We start from the raw sequence: 14,514 nt of genomic DNA on the forward strand, positions 1-14,514 counted from the left end.
GTCCTCTTAGCGACTGAGGGCGCTGGTCAGTCGGTTGAGCCGACCGCGCACCGAGCCATCGATAACCAGGTCGCCGGCACGGATCACCGCACCGCCGATGAGCGATTCGTCGAGCTGGGTGTCCAGGCTCACCACGCGCTCGAGCCGCTTCGAAAGCGATGCCTCGAGCCGGCTGCGCACCGCGTCGTCGACGGGCTGGGCGGTGATGAGCTGGGCACTGAGCGTCTTCTCGTGCTCGGCCCGAAGCCGATCGTACTGATGACTGATCTCCGGCAGCACACCGATCCGGTCGCGCTGCACCAGCAGACGCACGAAGTTGCGCTGCTGATCGTCCAGGGCCTCCCCGCAGACGTCGATGATGAGCCCCGCCTTGCGCTCGTCATCGACCCGCGGGTGACCCAGCAGCGCGGCGACCCGGTCATCGGCGACGACCGCCGCCGCCATGGCCAGACCGTCACTCCAGCCGGCAAGGGCCCCGGACGCCTGGGCAAGCTGGAAAGCCGCTTCGGCATAGGGACGGGCAACGGTGGTTTCCTGCGCCATATCCTTCTGCCTCAGACCTGCTCGGCCAGCTCATCGAGCATCTGCTGATGAGCCTTCGGGTCGACCTCGCGCTCGAGGATGCGACTGGCGCCGGTGATGGCCAGCTGCGAGACCTCGCGGCGGAGCTCGGCCCGCGCCTGACTGACTTCCTGCTCGATGCGCGCCTCGGCCGCCGCCTTCTCGCGCTCGGCGACCGTGCGGGCCTCCTCGCGGGCCTCATCGACAATCGATGCACCCTGGCGGTTGGCCCGCTCGATGATCTCACCCGCCTGCGCTTTGGCCTCGCGGATGTGCTCGGCGGCCCGCTCCTTGGCGAGCTCCAGCTCGTGCTGGCTGCGCTCGGCCGAAGCCAGACCGTCCGCGATCCGCTTCTGCCGCTCGCTCATGGCCTGTTTGATCGGCGGCCAGACGAACTTCATGGTGAACAGAATGAACACCAGGAAGGTGATCATCTGTCCGAACAGCGTTGCGTTAATGCCCACGGTCTACTCTCCGATGGCTGCCGGTGAATGGCAGGTTGTCGTGACGTCCGAGGGAATCAGCTCAGCGCGCCGAGCAGCGGGTTTGCAAACATCAGCAGCGCCGCGAAGGCCACACCGATGATCGACAGGGCGTCGAGCAGACCGGCGACGATGAACATGCGCACCTGCAGGACACCGGCAACCTCGGGCTGACGGGCGATGCCCTCGAGAAACTTCCCGCCGAGCAGGCCAAAGCCGATGCTCGTGCCGACGGCGGCGAAGGCGAAGATGAGTCCAATGGTGATGGCGGTAAATGCCTGGACCTGGGCGATTGCTTCCATGGTTCCTCCAATACAGGGGTCGTTTAAGGGTTAAAAGCGGTTCGTTGGGTGGCGCCGGGCCGACCCCTCAGTGACTCTCATAAGCAAGACTCAGATACACGATGGTGAGCACCATGAAGATGAAAGCCTGCAGCGGGATCACCAGAATATGGAAGATCGCCCAGGCAACACCCGGCACCCACTGCGCCCAGACCGGCAGCAGCGCGATCAGGATGAAGATGATCTCAGCGGCGTAGAGATTGCCGAACAGTCGCATGCCGAGCGACACCGGCTTGGCGATCATCTCGACGATGTTGAGCAGCAGGTTGGCCGGCCACAGCGCCGGGTGCGAGCCGAACGGATGGCAGAACATCTCCTTGCCAAAGCCCTTCGCGCCCTTGCCCTTGATGCTGTAGATGATGATCAGCAGCAGCACCGTCAGCGACAGGCCGAAGGTGGCGTTCATGTCGGCGGACGGCAGGATGCGCACGTACTCGACGCCGAACAGCTTCATGATCTCGGGGAACAGGTCCACCGGGATCAGATCCATCAGGTTCCAGAACAGCACCCACACAAAGATCGTCAGTGCCAGCGGCGCGACAAAGTCCTTGGGCCCGTTGAAGCTGTCGCTGACCTGTTGGTCGATGAACTCGACACAGCTCTCGATGACGTTCTGCAGCCCACCGGGCGACTCGACGCTGGCCTTGCGGGCGACCGCGTAGAAGAGCCCGAGAAAGATCAGGCCCAGCACCCACGACACGATGAGCGTGTCGATATGCAGCGTCCAGAACCCGTCGCCCACCGTGAGGTGCTCAAGGTGATGGGTGACATATTCCGTGGCCGAACTTGCCATAGTCGTTTCTGTCCCGTTCTGTCAGCGTTCAGTCAATGTCGCCCAGCAACACCAGGCCGTAGGCGGCCAGTGTCAGGGCCAGGGTCGTCACCAGTGCCGCCGCTTCGTCCTGAAAGGCGTAGACGGCCATCACGATCAGCACCGTCCCGAGCAGCAGCTTCATCATCTCGGCGCGGTAGAAGGCGCCGAGGATCGCCCTCGGGTCGTCTTCGGTCGCGCTTCTCAGGCCCCAGCGCATCGCGACGTAGAACGTCATGAAGGCGCTGATCCCGGTGCCGGCGATCGCGGCCAGCCCGGCATCACTGCCACTGGCCAGCGTCCAGATGCCGGCGGCGATCAGCCCGATGGCGATCTGCCAGCGGATGACCTGCACCGCCACGCGCTTCAGCGGCATACGGCCACGGCGCGAGACTGCAAAAGTGCTCGGAGTATAATGAACTCACCCATGGCCTTCAACGGATGTGCTCGAGAATGCCGTCGAGCTCATCCAGGCTGTTGTAGCGGATGACCAGCCGGCCCCTGCCACGCTGGCCCTGCTCGATGCGCACATTGGCACCCAGCCGGTCGGCCAGGTCATCCTGCAGGCGCCGGATGTTGGGGTCGGTTTTCTCGGGCTCGGCGGCCCCGGCGCTGTCACCGGCCAGCAGCTGGCGCACCAGCGCCTCGGTCTGGCGAACCGTCAGGCCGCGCTGGACCACGCGCGCCGCGGCCTGGGCCTGGGTGGCCGCATCCAGCGCCAGCAGCGCCCGGCCATGCCCCATCTCCAGCGCCCCCTCGCCGATGTGGGCCTTCACTTCGGGGGCCAGCTCGAGCAGGCGTAGCAGATTCGAGACCCCCACCCGCGAGCGCCCCACCGCCTCGGCGATGGTCTGATGCGTCATGCCGAACTCTTCGGTCAACCGGTGCAGGGCATTGGCCTCTTCCAGCGGGTTGAGGTCCTCGCGCTGGATATTCTCGATGAGCGCTACCGCCACCGCACGGTCGTCGGAGATCTCGCGGATGATGGCGGGAATGGTCTCGAGCTCGGCGAGCTGTGCCGCCCGCCAGCGCCGCTCGCCGGCGACGATCTCGTAGCGCTCGCCATCGGGCAGGGTGCGCACGACGATGGGCTGGACAACGCCCTGGGTGCGGATCGACTGGGCAAGGGTCTGGAGCGCGGCGGGATCGAACTCGCGGCGGGGCTGGTAGCGACCGCCCTCGAGCTGATCCAGCGGCAGATCGCGGAGATCATCGGTTCCGGCCCCATCGGCACCCCCGGATTCGCCCAGCAGGGCGTCCAGGCCCCGGCCCAGGCCCTTGCGTCGGTTACTCATGACAATCCTCCCGCCTCGGCGGTTGTGCGTGGCTGGCGCCGCAGGAGCTCCGAGGCGAGCGCGAGGTAGGCCACCGCGCCGCGCGAGCTGCGGTCGTACTGCAGCACCGGCAGACCGTGGCTGGGCGCCTCGGCCAGACGGACGTTGCGCGGAATCTGGGTGCGATAGACCTGACCGGGGAAGTGCGCGAGCAACTGCGCCCCGACCTGGTTGGAGAGATTGTTGCGGCCGTCGAACATGGTGCGCACCAGTCCCTCGATCTCAAGGTCGGGATTGACGGTCTGCCGGACCCGCTCAATGGTATTGAGCAGCGCCGTCAGCCCCTCGAGCGCGTAGTACTCGCACTGGATGGGGATGAGGACATGATCGGCGGCGACGAAGGCGTTGATGGTCAGCAGGTTGAGCGACGGTGGACAGTCGATGAGGATGTGATCGTATTCCTCGCGACACGGCGCCAGCGCACTCTGCAGGCGCTTTTCGCGGCCCTCGCCGACGCTCATCAGGCCCACCTCGGCGGCGGTCAGATCACCATTGGCCGGCAGCAGATCGAAGCCGCCGTGGACCTCCCGGCAGCGCACCCCGCGGGCGGTGGCCTCGCCCATGAGCAGCTCGTAGTTGCTGGCCCGCACGGCATCCTTGTCGATGCCGGCCCCCACGGTGGCGTTGGCCTGCGGATCCATGTCCACCAGCAGAACGCGACGCCCGCTGCTGACCAGCGAGGCGGCCAGGTTGACGCAGGTCGTGGTCTTGCCGACGCCGCCTTTCTGGTTGGCGATGGCGAGTGTCTGATTCATCGGATCATCCCTGTGGCAGCGATCGATCGCTCCATGATGAGCAAATGGCGTGACGCATCAAGCCCGGGTATCTCCAGCGGCTGTCGCCGGCATGATACGCCGGCGGCTTCCAGGCCCGCCAATGATTCCGCCTCGGGGCGCCCTTTCATGGCGATCACCGGCGCGTTGTCGGCGACCCGCGGCGCCGCCACCGCCCAGAAACCGGCCGCGTCGGTAAACGCCCGGCAGATCGCCGCGGCAAATGGCTGCGGCGGGTCGAAGTCCTCGATGCGCTCGGCCACCAGGGTGACGTTGTCCAGCTTGAGTGCCAGGCAGGCCTGACGCAGAAACCGGACCTTCTTGTTATTGGGTTCAAGCAGGGTGACCGGGCGCTGCGGCTGGGCGATGGCGATCGGCAGGCCGGGCAGCCCGGCACCGGTACCAATATCCAGCAGCGCCCCCTCGGGCAGCCAGGGCACCACGGCAAGGCTGTCGAGCAGATGACGCGGGATCATCGCCTGCGGATCCCGCACCGCGGACAGGTTATACACCCGGTTCCAGCGCGCCAGCAGATCACGATAGGCGATCAGGGCCGGCACCACCGCGGGGTCGAGCCCCCACCGCGCAAGGCCATCGCGCAGCCGCGCCGCGTCGCGATCGCTGTCGGCCGTCATTCAGGCGCTCTGGCGGGTCCGCCCGCGACGCAGATGGACCAGCAGCAGCGACACCGCCGCCGGCGTCACCCCAGGGATGCGGCCCGCCTGACCCAGGGTGGCGGGGCGGTGGTGATGGAGCTTTTCGCAGACCTCGGCGGACAGCCCCGCGACGCTGTGGTAGTCGAGATCCACGGGCAGCGGCTCGTCCTCATGACGGGCCTGCCGGGCGACCTGGTCGGACTGGCGCTTGAGATAGCCCTCGTAGCGCGCGCCGATCAGCACCTGCCGGCATACGGCGGGATCGGTCGGGCCGGGGCCCGCCCCCGGCAGCGACAGCAGCGTCGCGTAGTCCATCTCGGGGCGCTTCAAAAGGTTCATCAGCGACTGCTCGCGGCGCAGGGGCTGGCCGAGCTGGCGCGTGCCATGGTCGTCACCCAGATCCACCGGGCGGATCCAGGTCTTCTCCAGCCGCCGGCGCTCGGCCTCGATGGCGTCACGGTAGGTGGCGAAGTCGCGCCAGGCGGCATCGCTGATCAGGCCGTAGGCGCGGGCCACCGGCATCAGACGCAGGTCGGCGTTGTCCTCGCGCAGATGCAAGCGATATTCCGCCCGCGACGTGAACATCCGATAGGGCTCGCGGGTGCCGCGGGTGGTCAGGTCGTCCACCAGCACACCGATGTAGGCCTCGTGGCGCTGGGGCACCCATGGGGTCAGGCCGCCGGCGCGCGCCGCGGCGTTGATCCCGGCCAGCAGTCCCTGCGCCCCGGCCTCTTCATAGCCGGTGGTGCCGTTGATCTGCCCGGCCAGCAGCAGCCCCGGCAGCTGCAGGCTCTCGAGACTGGGGTGCAGATCGCGCGGGTCGAGATAATCGTACTCGATGGCATAGCCCGGGCGGGTGACATGGGCCTGCTCCAGACCCTGAATGCTCCGCACCATGGCGATCTGCACATCAAACGGAAGGCTCGTGGAGATGCCGTTGGGATAGACCTCGCGGGTGTCGAGACCCTCGGGCTCAAGAAAGATCTGGTGGCCATCGCGATCGGCAAAGCGCACCACCTTGTCCTCGATGGACGGGCAGTAGCGGGGCCCGACGCCGTCGATTTCGCCGCTGTACATCGGCGAGCGGTGCAGCGCCGCGCGGATGATCGCGTGGCTGTCGGCATTGGTGTGGGTGATGTGGCAGGGCACCTGGCGCGGGTGCTCGTCCCCCCGGCTCCAGCGCGAGAAGTATACCGGCTGATCATCGCCGGGCTGGGCATTGAGGGATCGGTAGTCAATGCTCGCCGCATCAATGCGCGGCGGGGTCCCCGTCTTGAGCCGCCCGACCCGCAGCGGCATGGCGCGCAGCCGCTCCGCCAGGGCGATCGACGGGCCATCGCCGGCGCGGCCACCGCGGCGGTTGTGATCGCCGATATGGATCGTGCCCCCCAGGAACGTCCCCACCGTGAGGACCACGGCGGCGGCCCGCAGCTCGAGCCCCATGCCGGTCACCACGCCGCGGACCTCGTCATGCTCGACGATCAGGTCATGGACCGTGTCCTGGAACAGCGACAGGGCGGGCACCGCGTCGAGGAGACTGCGCACGGCCTGGCGATAGAGACTGCGGTCGGCCTGGGCGCGCGTTGCCTGCACGGCCGGGCCCTTGCGCTGGTTGAGGGTGCGGAACTGGATGCCGGCGCGATCCGCGGCGCGGCCCATGACCCCGCCCATGGCGTCGATCTCACGCACCAGATGGCCCTTGCCGATCCCGCCAATGGCCGGGTTGCAGCTCATCTGACCGATACTCTCGAGGCTCTGGGTGAGCAGCAGGGTGCGCGCGCCCATGCGCGCCGCCGCATGGGCCGCCTCGGTGCCGGCATGGCCGCCGCCCACGACGATGACGTCATACCCTTGATCGAATTGCATAGCCGCATCCACCCCGTTATTTACCGATACAGAAGGTCGAGAAGATCCGGCCCAGCAGGTCCTCAGTGGTCACTGCCCCGGTGATCTCGCCCAGCGACGCCTGCGCCGCGGCCAGCGACTCGGCGATCAGTTCCTCCCCCGCGCCGGCCCGGGCCGCCGTGAGGGCTTCGTCGATGTGCCCGGCGGCGGCGTCCAGCGACTGCAGATGCCGCCGCCGGGCGATGAAAGCCGCCTCGGTGTCATCCGCGCCCAGACAGGCACGCAGGTGATCGCGCAGCGCTTCCATGCCCTCGCCGGTCAGCGCCGAGACGGCGAGGCCCGCCGCCGACTCGCCGGCGGCCCGACCGCTGCGATCGATCTTGTTGTACACGGTGGTCACCGCGACATGATCGGGCCATTCCGCGGGCAGGGCGGGGTCATCGCCCGCATCGCTGTCGTCCACCACCATCAGGATGCGGTCGGCCGCCGCCATCGCCCGGCGGGCGCGCCGCACGCCCTCCTGCTCCACCACATCGCCGCCTTCGCGCAGGCCGGCGGTATCCAGCACCCGCAGCGGCAGGCCATCGATATGCAGGTACGATTCGAGCACATCCCGGGTGGTCCCGGCGAGGTCGGTCACGATGGCCGCGTCGCGGCCGGCGAGGGCATTGAGCAGACTCGACTTGCCGGCATTCGGCCGGCCCGCGATCACCACGCTCAGGCCTTCCTGGAGCTGCTGCCCGCGGCTGGCCGCCCGACGGGTTGAGGCCACTTCAGCGGCGACCGCTTCCACCTGGCGGGTGACGTCCTGCAGCGCCAGCCCCTCGAGGGGCTCGTCGGCAAAGTCGATGCCGGCCTCCAAGTGCACCCGCAGGTCGGTCAGACGCTGCACCAGGGCGTCGATGGTCGCGGCGAATTCGCCCTGCAGCGAGCGCATGGCGGCCCGGGCCGCGGACTCGCTGCCCGCCTCGATCAGATCGGCGATGGCCTCGGCCCGGGTCAGGTCGATGCGGCCGTTCAGGTAGGCGCGGTGACTGAACTCCCCCGGCGTCGCCAGCCGGGCGCCGAGTCCCAGCAGGCGTTGCAGGAGCCGGTCCATGACCACCGGGCCACCGTGGCCATGGAGCTCGGCCACGTCCTCGCCGGTGAACGACTGCGGGCCGGGAAACCAGAGCACCAGCCCCTCGTCGATGGCGGCCCCATCGTCCCCGGCAAACCGCCGCATGCTCGCCCGCCGGGGCGCCGGCAGCGGGCCGGCCACCGCCTCGGTCAGCGCCGCGCTATCGGGCCCCGAAAGCCGCACCACACCAATGCCACCGCGACCCGGCGGCGTCGCCACCGCACAGATGGTCCCGTCAGGCATTCGCCTTCTTGTCGCCCGCCTCGATCTGGCGGGTGATGAACCACTGCTGCAGGATCGACAGGCTGTTGTTGGTCACCCAGTAGAGCACCAGCCCGGCCGGGAAAAACATGAAGAAGATCGTGAACACGAAGGGCAGTCCCATCATGATCTTCTGCTGGATCGGATCCATGGGCGCCGGGTTGAGCTTCTGCTGCAGGAACATCGACGCGCCCATCAGCAGCGGCAGCACGTAGAACGGATCACGCACCGACAGATCCTGGATCCAGAGAATCCAGGGCGCCTGGCGCAGCTCGACACTCTCGAGCAGCACCCAGTACAGGGCGATGAACACGGGGATCTGGATGAGGATGGGCAGACAGCCGCCCAGCGGGTTCACCTTCTCCTTTTTATAGAGCTGCATGAGCTCCTGGTTCATCTGCTGACGGTCTTCGGAGTAGCGCTCACGCAGCTTCTGCATCTCGGGCTGGAGCTTGCGCATGCGCGCCATCGAGCGATAGCTGGTCTCGGAGAGCTTGTAGAACACCAGCTTGATGCCCAGGGTCAGCAGGATGATCGACCAGCCCCAGTTGCCCACCACGCCGTGGATCCAGCTGAGCGCGATGAACAGCGGCTTGGAGATGATCGTCAGCCAGCCATAGTCGACGGTCAGCTCCAGGCCCGCCGCGACGGCGTCCAGGCGGCTCTGCTCCTTGGGACCGGCGAACAGGCGATTCTCGAAGGACACGGTTTCGCCGGGTTCGGCGGTCTGCCAGGACGAGCTCTGGCCGAGCACGTACTCGCCATTGTCGAAACGGCTGTAGTAGCGCAGTTCACGATCGCGCGGCGGCACCCAGGACGCCAGAAAGTAGTGCTGGATCATGGCCAGCCAGCCGTTGTCGATGTCGCGCGACAGGTCGCTGTCTTCCATGTCGCCGAAGCTGATCTTCTCGTACTTCTCCGACGGGCTGTAGATCACCCCGCCGGTGTAGCTCGCCGCGCCCAGAAACCCCGGGCCCTCGGTTTCCGATGAGCGGCGCAGCTGGTTGTACTGATAGGCCCGCCACGGCGTATCGCTGGTGTTCTCCACGCTCTGGACCATGCGCACGACATAGCTGTCCCGCTCGAAGATGTACGTCCGCATCACCTCAACGCCGTCGCCGTTACTCCAGGTCAGCGGCACTTCGAGGCGGTCCTGACCGTCCTCGAGGACATAGCGCTCGGCGCCCGCGTTCCACCGGGCCTGGTGGTCGGGCGCGCTGCCCTCGTCACTGACCAGACCGCTCTGGGCCATGAACAGCGGATCATCGGGGCTCAGCAGGGTATACGGCGCGGGGTTGTCCTCGGATACGGAATGCCGGGGCAGGCGGGCCTGGACGATGTTGCCCCCCTGCAGCGGGATCTGCACCAGCAGGGTATCGGTCTCGACCCGGATCACGTCGCCGTCCGTGCGTGTCGGGTCATCCCCCTCCGCGCCGGGCTCGCGGGCGGGGGCATCCGCCGGTTGCGGATCCGCGGCGGCCTCGGGTGCCTCGGCGGCCGGGGCGGGTGCGCTGGATTCGGAAGCCGCCTCGGTGGACTCGGCCTGCGGCGGCGGGGTGCTGTAATCGCGCTGCCAGGTGGTCCAGATCAGCAACAGGACGAGGGCGAGCGCCCCGACCAAAAAAAGGCGTTGGTTGTCCATCATGGGTGACGACTCGTGGTTTCACTGCCCGGAACCGGATCGACGCCGCCGGGGTGGAAGGGATTGCAGCGCAGGACCCGCCGGATCGCGTAGTAGCTGCCGCGCAGTGCGCCGTGGCGCTCGACCGCTTCGATGGCATAGCACGAGCAGGTCGGATGGAACCGGCAACAGGGGCCGAACAGCGGACTGATGACGGTACGATAGGCGCGAAGCAGGCCGATCAGGATGATTCGCATGGACCGGATATCCGTTGCCAGAGTTTGTCGAGTGACCGGATCAGGACCGGATTGTCGCATTGCCGCGCCACCGGTCGAACCATCACCACTACATCCACCGCGGGCAGCCGGGCGAGGTGGTGGCGGAACCGCTCTCGAATCAGTCGCTTCAGTCGGCTCCGGTCCACCGACCGTGGTGCCGCCCGCTTTGAAACCGCCAGCCCGAGGCGTGCGGTGTCGGCGCCGCCCTGTCCCACGAGCACGGTGAAATGGCGGTCGCCGTGGCGACGGGCATCGGCGAACACGGCCCGGAAGTCACGGGACCGCGTCAGCCGCGCAGCGCGGGGAAACCGCTCGCTGCCCGCCGTCACCGGATCCAACGTCAGGGCGTCAGCCGTGCGCGTCCCTTGGCCCGACGCCGTGCAAGCACCTTGCGCCCGTTCCGGGTCGCCATCCGGGCGCGAAAACCATGATTGCGCTTGCGCTTGATCACACTGGGTTGAAACGTCCGCTTCATGACGGGACCGCCTTATCAAAGTGGTTAGCAGATAAACAGCCGTGAAATGTACTGTCGCGGCCAGCGGCCTGTCAATTGCCGCGGCGGGCCGCGACGCAGCGCTGCTGGTACAGGATCAGGCCAGACGATAGACTCGATCGCGACCCGCGACGATCTTGAAGGAAGCGCATTCTTGTCCGAATCACTCTGGAAGGGCTGCCTGCAGCGGCTGGAGAAAGAACTCCCCGACCAACAGCTGAACACCTGGATCCGGCCCCTGCAGGCCGAGGAGCAGGGCAATCAGCTGCGTCTGTACGCGCCCAACCGATTTGTCCTCGACTGGGTGCGCGAGCATTTCTCGACCCGCATCGAGGAACTGCTCGCCGGTCAGTACCCCGACTCACCGCCCCAGCTGATCATGAGCATCGGCGCCCAGCCCACGGCCCCCCGGGTGGCGGCGAGCGATGAGCGCGAGTCCCGGGCCCGCAGCAGCGCGCCCGCCTCGACGCCGCACAATGCCAACCTGAACCGCGACTTCACCTTCGACACCTTTGTCGAGGGCAAATCCAACCAGCTGGCCCGGGCGGCGAGCCTGCAGGTGGTGGACAACCCGGGTCAGGCCTACAACCCGCTGTTCATATACGGCGGTGTCGGCCTGGGCAAGACCCATCTGATGCACGCCATCGGCAATGCACTGATGAACGGCCGGCCTGATGCACGGGTCCTGTATCTGCACTCCGAGCGCTTCGTCGCCGACATGATCAAGGCCCTGCAGCACAACGCCATCAACGAGTTCAAGCGCCACTACCGCGGGGTCGACGCGCTGCTCATCGACGATATCCAGTTCTTTGCCGGCAAGGAGCGCTCGCAGGAGGAGTTCTTCCATACCTTCAATGCGCTGCTCGAAGGCCATCAGCAGGTGGTGATGAGCTGCGATCGCTATCCCAAGGAGATCAACGGTCTCGAGGAACGCCTGAAGTCGCGCTTTGGCTGGGGGCTGACCATTGCCATCGACCCGCCCGAGCTTGAGACCCGGGTGGCGATTCTGCTCAGCAAGGCCGACCAGGCCGGCATCGACATGCCCCCCGAGGTGGCGTTTTTCATCGCCAAGCGGATCCGCTCCAACATCCGTGAGCTCGAGGGCGCCCTGCGCCGGGTCATGGCCAATGCGCATTTCACCGGCGAGCCGATCACTGTGGACTTTGCCAAGTCGGCCCTGCGCGACCTGCTGGCACTGCAGGACAAGCTCGTGACCACCGAGAACATCCAGAAGACCGTGGCGGAGTACTACAAGGTGCGTGTCTCGGATCTGCTCTCCAAACGGCGCAGCCGCTCCATCGCCCGGCCCCGGCAGATGGCCATGGCGCTCGCCAAGGAGCTGACCAGCCACAGCCTGCCGGAAATCGGTGATGCCTTTGGCGGCCGTGACCACACCACGGTGCTGCATGCCTGTCGCAAGGTGCAGTCACTGCGCGAATCGGACGCCCGGTTTGATGAGGACTATCACAACCTGTCGAGAACCTTGTCATCATGATGTGGATAACCGGTTGATAAAAAGAGGGGCCGATTCTGTCCACAGGTTATGCAGCCTCCATCCCCGTGTCAGCGGCTTTAATGAACAGGATATGATTCGATAAAAATTGTTATAAATCAGTAACCTGAGGCGGTTATCCAAGGCGATGGGCCGGCCTTGTCACTACAACAGTCTTTAATACACACTCTTATAATAAGAGAACAACGAGACCAGCCATGGAATTCCAGATTGAACGGGCAACCCTTCTTCGGCCGCTGCAGGCGATCATCGGCGTTGTCGAAAGGCGCCAGACACTGCCGATCCTTGCCAATGTGCTCATAGAGAAGACCGACGATCGGCTCTGCCTGACGGCGACTGATCTCGAAGTCGAGCTGAAGACCGACACACCGCTTGAGGGCGGTCAGCCCGGGCAGGTCACTGTGCCGGCGCGTAAACTGATGGACATTGTCCGCAATCTGCCGGATGACGCCGTGGTCAATCTGCGCCAGGAGCAGGAGCGGATCGTGGTCAAGGCGGGGCCGAGCCGGTTTTCGCTGGCGACACTGCCGGCAGAAGACTTCCCGACCGCCGATGATGTGGAACCGGCACAGCGCTTCTCGCTGCCGCAGTCGCAGCTCAAGTGGTTGATTGAGAAAAGCCACTTCGCCATGGCCTTGCAGGATGTGCGCTACTACCTCAACGGGCTGCTGCTCGAGCTTGAGCCCCGGCAGCTGCGGGCGGTGGCCACCGATGGCCATCGCCTGGCGCTTGCGGCGGTGCCGTCCACTGATGAGGCCGTCGAGACCACCCAGGTGATCGTGCCGCGCAAGGGCATCCAGGAGATGCTGCGGCTGCTGGACGACGATGAGGAGCCGGTGGAACTGGATCTGGGCCCCGGCCATATCCAGGTGACGCTCTCCGGTATCCGGTTTACCTCGAAGCTGATCGATGGGCGCTTCCCGGACTATCAGCGGGTCATCCCTGCCGAGGAAGGCAGCTTTGCAGTGGTTGATCGCGAGACGCTGCGCAAGGCACTGGTCCGCGCATCGATCCTGTCCAACGAGAAGTATCGCGGCGTGCGGTTTGGATTCGAGGCCGATCAGCTGCGCATTCAGTCCAATAACCCCGAGCAGGAAGAGGCCGAGGAGCAGGTCCCCGCTTCGTTCAACGGTGAGGCCATGGAAATCGGCTTCAACGCCAGTTACATGCTCGATGCGCTGGCGGCGATCGATGAAAACACGGTTCAGCTGTACGTGCGGGACGCCAACAGCAGCGCCCTCATTCTCGGCGAGACCCTGCGCGATGCCCGCTACGTCGTCATGCCGATGCGCCTGTAGGGATGGACGGGTCAGCGGGTGTGGACGGTCTCACCCACTGTCGCTGGCAGGCCGTCCGCCATCTGGTCGCGGGATCCATTGACCCGGATCCGCGACTGAATATCTTTCAGGGGGCGAATGCCGCCGGTAAGACCAGCCTGCTGGAAGCAATTCATTTTCTGGCGCGCTCACGCAGCTTCATCACCCACCGAACCGCCCGGCTGATCCGCAGCGGCGAGTCCGAGGCGCTGGTCAGTGGACGGGTGCAGGCTGGCGGGCAGCTTCACCGGCTGGGTGTTCAGCACCGTTCGGGCGAAACCCGGGTTCGGCTGAATGGGCGGGATGTGACGGCACTCTCTGAATCGGCCTGGCTGCTGCCCCTTCAGGTGCTCAATACCGAGGCGCAGCGGCTCCTGACCGATGGCCCGGCGACGCGTCGTGCCTTTCTGAACTGGGGAGTGTTCCACGTGGAACCTACCTATCGGGAAGAGTGGCGGCGTTATCAGCGCGCCCTGCGTCAGCGCAATGTGGCGCTCAGGGCGGGGGATCGTCGTCTGGCACAGGCCTGGGAACCGGAGATGGCGGCCGCCGCCACCGCCGTTGATGCCCGGCGACAGCGGTTTCTGCAAGCCGTGCTTCCCAATGCGCTCGAAATCGCGCGGCAGTGGTTGCCTGACGCGACCCTCGACTGGCGTTACCGGACGGGCTGGCGGGCAGGTGAGGCCCTCGATGCCATCCTGGCGGCGTCCCGGGACCAGGAGCTGGCCCAGGGGTTCAGTCTGCACGGCCCGCACCGGGCGGATTTTCGGGTGACGGCGGATGGCGTCGAGGCGACCAGTTACCTCAGTCGAGGACAGCAGAAGCTGTTGGTGGCGGCGATCAAGGTCGCGCTGGCCGATCACTGGACGACGCAGGCCACTCAGCGGCCGCTGTTGCTGGTGGACGACCTGCCGGCGGAGCTCGATCGGTCGCATCGGGCCGATCTGGTCCGCCGCCTTGAGGCGGGTGGGGCTCAGGTTTTCCTCACGGCCATCGAGGGGGACCTGCTGCCGGTAGAGGGGGATGCCCGATGGTTCCACGTGGAACAGGGTCGCGTGGAGGCGACGGGCGGTTAGTTCCCATTCGCCTGTTGCCGGCCGATATCGGTT

Annotated in this window: 17 protein-coding genes; 3 read left to right on the top strand and 14 right to left on the bottom strand. The window is 66.4% G+C overall.

Going from position 1 to position 14,514, the window contains the following annotated elements:
* Positions 1-6: 6 nt before the first annotated feature.
* The 14 genes from BBH56_RS08605 to rpmH form a co-directional block, all read right to left on the bottom strand.
* Positions 7-543: a F0F1 ATP synthase subunit delta gene (locus BBH56_RS08605; protein WP_144346859.1), complete on the bottom strand. Its 537-nt coding sequence runs from the start codon at positions 541-543 to the stop codon at positions 7-9.
* Positions 544-554: 11 nt separating this feature from the next.
* Positions 555-1,025 carry a F0F1 ATP synthase subunit B gene (locus BBH56_RS08610; protein WP_069133816.1) on the bottom strand — a complete coding sequence of 157 codons (471 nt, stop codon included), beginning with the start codon at positions 1,023-1,025 and terminating at the stop codon, positions 555-557.
* 56 nt (positions 1,026-1,081) lie between these two features.
* Positions 1,082-1,345 carry a F0F1 ATP synthase subunit C gene (gene atpE / locus BBH56_RS08615; protein ID WP_144346860.1) on the bottom strand — a complete coding sequence of 88 codons (264 nt, stop codon included), beginning with the start codon at positions 1,343-1,345 and terminating at the stop codon, positions 1,082-1,084.
* Between the two features lie 67 nt (positions 1,346-1,412).
* The gene (gene atpB / locus BBH56_RS08620) at positions 1,413-2,177 is read right to left on the bottom strand and encodes a F0F1 ATP synthase subunit A (RefSeq protein ID WP_148122576.1); all 765 of its coding nucleotides are present in this window, start codon (positions 2,175-2,177) and stop codon (positions 1,413-1,415) included.
* A gap of 28 nt (positions 2,178-2,205) precedes the next feature.
* Positions 2,206-2,571: an ATP synthase subunit I gene (locus BBH56_RS08625; RefSeq protein WP_144346862.1), complete on the bottom strand. Its 366-nt coding sequence runs from the start codon at positions 2,569-2,571 to the stop codon at positions 2,206-2,208.
* A 58-nt stretch (positions 2,572-2,629) separates the two neighbouring features.
* Positions 2,630-3,490: a ParB/RepB/Spo0J family partition protein gene (locus BBH56_RS08630; RefSeq protein ID WP_069133820.1), complete on the bottom strand. Its 861-nt coding sequence runs from the start codon at positions 3,488-3,490 to the stop codon at positions 2,630-2,632.
* Entirely contained in the window at positions 3,487-4,284 is a 798-nt protein-coding gene (locus BBH56_RS08635; RefSeq protein WP_069133821.1) for a ParA family protein, read from the bottom strand. The genes BBH56_RS08630 and BBH56_RS08635 overlap by 4 nt, the downstream gene beginning before the upstream one ends.
* Entirely contained in the window at positions 4,281-4,937 is a 657-nt protein-coding gene (gene rsmG, locus BBH56_RS08640) for a 16S rRNA (guanine(527)-N(7))-methyltransferase RsmG (protein ID WP_148122577.1), read from the bottom strand. Before rsmG ends, BBH56_RS08635 begins: the two co-directional genes overlap by 4 nt.
* A complete protein-coding gene (mnmG, locus tag BBH56_RS08645; protein WP_148122578.1) occupies positions 4,938-6,824 on the bottom strand; it encodes a tRNA uridine-5-carboxymethylaminomethyl(34) synthesis enzyme MnmG in 1,887 nt (628 codons plus the stop codon). It abuts the gene before it with no gap.
* Positions 6,825-6,840: 16 nt separating this feature from the next.
* Positions 6,841-8,166 (bottom strand): tRNA uridine-5-carboxymethylaminomethyl(34) synthesis GTPase MnmE, encoded by a 1,326-nt coding sequence (gene mnmE / locus BBH56_RS08650; RefSeq protein ID WP_148122579.1) that lies wholly within the window; start codon positions 8,164-8,166, stop codon positions 6,841-6,843.
* Positions 8,159-9,829 carry a membrane protein insertase YidC gene (gene yidC / locus BBH56_RS08655; protein WP_318262537.1) on the bottom strand — a complete coding sequence of 557 codons (1,671 nt, stop codon included), beginning with the start codon at positions 9,827-9,829 and terminating at the stop codon, positions 8,159-8,161. The genes mnmE and yidC overlap by 8 nt, the downstream gene beginning before the upstream one ends.
* A complete protein-coding gene (gene yidD, locus BBH56_RS08660) occupies positions 9,826-10,062 on the bottom strand; it encodes a membrane protein insertion efficiency factor YidD (RefSeq protein WP_318262538.1) in 237 nt (78 codons plus the stop codon). Before yidD ends, yidC begins: the two co-directional genes overlap by 4 nt.
* Entirely contained in the window at positions 10,047-10,412 is a 366-nt protein-coding gene (rnpA, locus tag BBH56_RS08665; protein WP_148122786.1) for a ribonuclease P protein component, read from the bottom strand. Before rnpA ends, yidD begins: the two co-directional genes overlap by 16 nt.
* Positions 10,413-10,423: 11 nt before the next feature.
* A complete protein-coding gene (gene rpmH / locus BBH56_RS08670; RefSeq protein ID WP_023368428.1) occupies positions 10,424-10,558 on the bottom strand; it encodes a 50S ribosomal protein L34 in 135 nt (44 codons plus the stop codon).
* Between the two features lie 172 nt (positions 10,559-10,730).
* Between rpmH and dnaA the strand changes: the two genes are divergently transcribed.
* The 3 genes from dnaA (at position 10,731) to recF (ending at position 14,481) form a co-directional block, all read left to right on the top strand.
* Positions 10,731-12,071 (top strand): chromosomal replication initiator protein DnaA, encoded by a 1,341-nt coding sequence (gene dnaA / locus BBH56_RS08675; RefSeq protein WP_198515215.1) that lies wholly within the window; start codon positions 10,731-10,733, stop codon positions 12,069-12,071.
* A gap of 215 nt (positions 12,072-12,286) precedes the next feature.
* Positions 12,287-13,387, top strand: coding sequence for a DNA polymerase III subunit beta (dnaN, locus tag BBH56_RS08680; protein ID WP_069133827.1), 1,101 nt, complete (start codon positions 12,287-12,289; stop codon positions 13,385-13,387).
* 2 nt (positions 13,388-13,389) lie between these two features.
* Complete coding sequence (gene recF / locus BBH56_RS08685; RefSeq protein WP_148122582.1) at positions 13,390-14,481, top strand: DNA replication/repair protein RecF; 1,092 nt, start codon at positions 13,390-13,392, stop codon at positions 14,479-14,481.
* Positions 14,482-14,514 lie beyond the last annotated feature (33 nt).

Source organism: Spiribacter roseus (assembly GCF_002813635.1).
Taxonomy (GTDB): domain Bacteria; phylum Pseudomonadota; class Gammaproteobacteria; order Nitrococcales; family Nitrococcaceae; genus Spiribacter; species Spiribacter roseus.

Excerpts from the sequence above, each read along its gene's own strand:
- BBH56_RS08605 (WP_144346859.1), bottom strand. The coding sequence starts at position 543 with ATGGCGCAGGAAACCACCGTTGCCCGTCCCTATGCCGAAGCGGCTTTC.
- atpE (WP_144346860.1), bottom strand. The coding sequence starts at position 1,345 with ATGGAAGCAATCGCCCAGGTCCAGGCATTTACCGCCATCACCATTGGA.
- atpB (WP_148122576.1), bottom strand. The coding sequence starts at position 2,177 with ATGGCAAGTTCGGCCACGGAATATGTCACCCATCACCTTGAGCACCTC.
- BBH56_RS08625 (WP_144346862.1), bottom strand. The coding sequence starts at position 2,571 with ATGCCGCTGAAGCGCGTGGCGGTGCAGGTCATCCGCTGGCAGATCGCC.
- BBH56_RS08630 (WP_069133820.1), bottom strand. The coding sequence starts at position 3,490 with ATGAGTAACCGACGCAAGGGCCTGGGCCGGGGCCTGGACGCCCTGCTG.
- BBH56_RS08635 (WP_069133821.1), bottom strand. The coding sequence starts at position 4,284 with ATGAATCAGACACTCGCCATCGCCAACCAGAAAGGCGGCGTCGGCAAG.
- rsmG (WP_148122577.1), bottom strand. The coding sequence starts at position 4,937 with ATGACGGCCGACAGCGATCGCGACGCGGCGCGGCTGCGCGATGGCCTT.
- mnmG (WP_148122578.1), bottom strand. The coding sequence starts at position 6,824 with ATGCAATTCGATCAAGGGTATGACGTCATCGTCGTGGGCGGCGGCCAT.
- mnmE (WP_148122579.1), bottom strand. The coding sequence starts at position 8,166 with ATGCCTGACGGGACCATCTGTGCGGTGGCGACGCCGCCGGGTCGCGGT.
- yidC (WP_318262537.1), bottom strand. The coding sequence starts at position 9,829 with ATGATGGACAACCAACGCCTTTTTTTGGTCGGGGCGCTCGCCCTCGTC.
- yidD (WP_318262538.1), bottom strand. The coding sequence starts at position 10,062 with ATGCGAATCATCCTGATCGGCCTGCTTCGCGCCTATCGTACCGTCATC.
- rpmH (WP_023368428.1), bottom strand. The coding sequence starts at position 10,558 with ATGAAGCGGACGTTTCAACCCAGTGTGATCAAGCGCAAGCGCAATCAT.
- dnaN (WP_069133827.1), top strand. The coding sequence starts at position 12,287 with ATGGAATTCCAGATTGAACGGGCAACCCTTCTTCGGCCGCTGCAGGCG.
- recF (WP_148122582.1), top strand. The coding sequence starts at position 13,390 with ATGGACGGGTCAGCGGGTGTGGACGGTCTCACCCACTGTCGCTGGCAG.